3 protein-coding genes and 1 pseudogene are annotated in these 2,689 nt (G+C 65.1%); 2 read left to right on the forward strand and 2 right to left on the reverse strand.

All coding sequences use genetic code 11. The features are described 5' to 3' along the window. Positions 1-688 (forward strand): annotated as a pseudogene (locus tag EN742_RS30995) (MFS transporter); the annotation flags it as partial. 93 nt (positions 689-781) lie between these two features. On the opposite strand, the gene EN742_RS31000 reads toward EN742_RS30995, so the two are convergent. After that, complete coding sequence (locus EN742_RS31000) at positions 782-1,339, reverse strand: GNAT family N-acetyltransferase (RefSeq protein ID WP_126058785.1); 558 nt, start codon at positions 1,337-1,339, stop codon at positions 782-784. A 120-nt stretch (positions 1,340-1,459) separates the two neighbouring features. Here EN742_RS31000 and EN742_RS31005 point away from each other — a divergent pair, with 120 nt between their 5' ends. Continuing rightward, on the forward strand, positions 1,460-2,446 hold the full coding sequence (locus tag EN742_RS31005; protein ID WP_126058784.1) for a hypothetical protein: 987 nt from the start codon (positions 1,460-1,462) through the stop codon (positions 2,444-2,446). Between the two features lie 33 nt (positions 2,447-2,479). On the opposite strand, the gene EN742_RS31010 is transcribed toward EN742_RS31005, so the two are convergent. After that, the coding region (locus EN742_RS31010) for a GatB/YqeY domain-containing protein (protein WP_189375682.1) at positions 2,480-2,689 on the reverse strand (210 nt) is incomplete at its 5' end.

Here is a 2,689-nt window from a genome sequence, read left to right on the forward strand (position 1 = left end):
GGGCGTAGCGGCAATTGCCGCCATGCTTGCTTTGTTGCCGCGCACGGCGGGGTCGTCGAACAGCCCCGCCAGCCTGTCGCACGAGGTCCGCGTTTTGGGACGTCAGCAGGTCTGGACCTCGCTGATCCTGATGCTCATGCTGATGATCGGCCAGTTCGGCCTGTTCACCTACATCACCCCGACCTTGCTCGAAGTCACCGGCCTCGATGAGAGCCTGGTGCCCTGGGTGCTGCTGCTCAATGGCGTCGGCGCGACCATCGGCGTCTTCCTCGGCGGCAAGCTCGCCGACTGGAAGCTGATGCCGTCGCTGATCACCATGCTGTTCCTGCAGGCGCTGATGCTTGGCGTCATCTATGCCGTCAGCCCCTACCCCGTGCCGATGGTCGTTGCCATCGTCATCTGGGGCGGCCTCAACTTTGCCATCGGCGCGCCGATCCAGACCCGCATCCTGGCCTGGACGGCGGACGCCTCCAACCTCGCCTCCTCGCTCATCCCGTCAGGCTTTAATGTCGGCATCGCGCTCGCTGCGTCGCTGGGTGCGGCCATGCTCAATGCCGGCTATGGCTATCGCAGCCTGCCGGTGGTCGGCGCGCTGGCCATGCTGGTCGCGGTCGTCGTGGCGGTCGCATCGCAGGTCTGGGAAGGACGCAGCCGCGTGGCGCCGCCGCTGCCGGCGGCGGCTGAGTAGCGACGCCGTTGTCGCGAGCCGCTGCGCGCCAGGAAGCCCGGCAAAACAACGCGTTGCGACACCGCCCTGAATCAATTCTTCAGACCGGCAGGATTACAAGTCGATGCGGAAGCGCAGGCTCTCGGCGCCGCCATAGGCGGCATCCTCGAAGAAGCGGCCGACGAGCTTGCCGCCATTAGCCAGGATCACCTTGTGCGAGGTCGGATTGCCGGGCTTGGCGGTAATCTCGACGAAGGGCAGGCCGACCGCCCTCGCCTCGCCGAGCATCAGCCGCAGCGCCTCCGTCGCATAGCCGCGCCCGCGCTTCCACGGCACCACCGCATAGCCGATATGGCCAAGCACATGAGACGGCAGCGCCGCCGTGCCGGGTTGCCAGCGGAAGCCGATCGAGCCGGCGGCCTCGCCGTCCCAGATCCAGCGCCGGAAGCCGGGCAGTCGCGGCACCGTTGTGCCGTCCGGCAAGGTGATCGGCGGCCCCCTGCCCTCGGGATCGTCGAGGCTGGCGAGGAAGGCGGCCGGGTCTTCCTCTATTGCCGCAAGCTGTTCGCGGGTCGCTTCCTCAAGCCGCACATTGTCCGGCGACCAGCCGCGCTCCAGCGCCGCCTTGTAGGACGGCAGATGTTCGAGCGCTGGTTTGACGATTTCAACCATGATGTATTCCGGCTTTGGGGTGGGCAGCTAAACTAGAAGTGTTTCGCAGATTGGCGCGAGGCCTTTTATGATTGGCTCGTGGTGATTCACCGCTGAGACACTGCGTTGATGGGGGGAACTATGCGATTGAGATATGTCCCGCTGGGTGTCGCTATCCTCGGCCTCCTGGCCACTGTCGTCGCCGTGACGGTATCGGCGCGATCCTTCGCCGCCCTGCAACCGTCCAACATTCCGGCCTGGCTGCACGCCCATGTTGGCGAGGGCGATGGTCAGATCGCAGCGGTCGTCCTGGAGCGGGCGCGCGCGCTTTACCTGAAAAAAGTGGCCGCCGGCGCCGTCAAGAACCCCTGCTACTTCGCCATGGATGCGACGCGTCCCGGCGATCTCGGCAATGGCGTGCTGGGGCGCCGCTACTACATCATCTGCGAAGCCAGCCAGTCGTTTCGCGCGATCTCGTCGGGCCACGGCGGCGGCCGCAACCTGAAAGGCAACGTCAATTTCTCAAACGGCAGGCGATGCGCCAAGAACTTCGGCAATGCGATGGATTCGGAATTGACCGCCGGTGGCGCCTATATGACCCGCGAGGCGAAAACCTCATTCAAGGGCTTCTATCGCACCGGCGCAAAACAGGACACCGCTTTCCTGCGCACCTTCATCCAGTTCGATGGCGAAGGCGAAGCCGCCAATGCCAGGCAGCGTGTTATTGGCGGCCACGCGGCCCAGGTGCTGCGCGGCATGTGCCTGCGCAAAAACCCGAACAGTTCTTACGCCGACCATGAAGGCATGGTGCCGTTCGGCAAGCTGGTGGACTATGCCGGCGGCCGCAGCAATGGCTGCACCAGCTGGTCGGCGGCCGATGCCACGCAGCTCATCGCGATGGTCAAGGGCAACCCGACGACGCTCTACATCTATCCGGAATCGCGCGACATCGCCGCCGCGGCGAGCGGCCATTCCGCTTCGAGCTCCTACTGGAACGCATCCTGTCTGAAGGAGATCGGCACGCCGAAATTCTGGCCGAGGACGACCCTCGAGCCGATCATTGCCCAGTACAAGAAGGACCATCCGGCACCGCCGCCACAGGCGCTGCCAATCTGCAAGGGCTCATGAGCCCGCCGCACCCATGAAGTGGGCAAGCGCAGATTACTGCAGCAGTCCTTTTACGATCGCGCTTGCCTTGGCGAAGTCCATCTGGCCGGCGTACTTCTGCTTGAGCACGCCGATCACCTTGCCCATGTCCTTCTGGCTGGCGGCGCCCATCGCCGCGATCGCCGCGCGTGCCGCGGCGGTAACGGCCGCATCGTCGAGCTGCGTCGGCAGGAAGCCGCGGATGATCTCCATCTCGCCACGCTC

The organism is Mesorhizobium sp. M4A.F.Ca.ET.020.02.1.1 (genome assembly GCF_004022645.1).
In the GTDB taxonomy this organism is placed as follows: domain Bacteria; phylum Pseudomonadota; class Alphaproteobacteria; order Rhizobiales; family Rhizobiaceae; genus Mesorhizobium.

Bases quoted from the DNA above. Each gene is read 5' to 3' on its own strand.
- EN742_RS31000 (WP_126058785.1), bottom strand. From the start codon at position 1,339: ATGGTTGAAATCGTCAAACCAGCGCTCGAACATCTGCCGTCCTACAAG.
- EN742_RS31005 (WP_126058784.1), top strand. From the start codon at position 1,460: ATGCGATTGAGATATGTCCCGCTGGGTGTCGCTATCCTCGGCCTCCTG.